Genomic DNA, 471 nt, shown 5'->3' with positions numbered 1-471 from the left:
GCAGAATTAATGAAAGACAGATTTGTTATTATGGATGTTCTTGGAGATGTTTCTACATTCAGAACTGCAGGTCCTAGTTCTGGTCCTAGCGGTGAGCGTCTAAAATATGGTGCTGCTTATTATCCAAAATTAGAAACGGTTTTAACTTATAACTATGATTCAAAAGTTATTATGATTTCAGGTCAAACTCTAGAGTATTGGAAAACTAAAGATTCTGAATTATACAACCTGGCTAAAGCAGCAATTGAGTCTAACAAAGTTGTGTTGGCTCCATCTTCAACAATGGCGGGAGTTTACGCTAAAGTAGACAGTACTTCCGGAGTATTTAAAGCACCGGCTAATATTGGGCTAAACTATGTCGTAGCACCAACAGTAAAAATTTCTCATGAAGATCAGGAAATTCTTAACGTTGATCCAACAGCTGGTAAATCTATCAACGCAATCAGAACATTTACCGGAAAAGGAACAATG

The 471-nt window shown here is 36.9% G+C and carries 1 pseudogene; it reads left to right on the top strand.

The annotated features are described in order from the left end of the window. Positions 1–9 precede the first annotated feature (9 nt). A pseudogene (locus tag OEA66_RS20425) lies at positions 10–471 on the top strand (phage tail sheath family protein); the annotation flags it as partial.

The sequence above is a fragment of the Chryseobacterium luquanense genome (assembly GCF_026460945.1).
GTDB lineage: Bacteria > Bacteroidota > Bacteroidia > Flavobacteriales > Weeksellaceae > Chryseobacterium > Chryseobacterium luquanense.
Note: the sequence above shows the minus strand (reverse complement) of the source record. Positions and strands in the feature narration are given on the sequence as shown.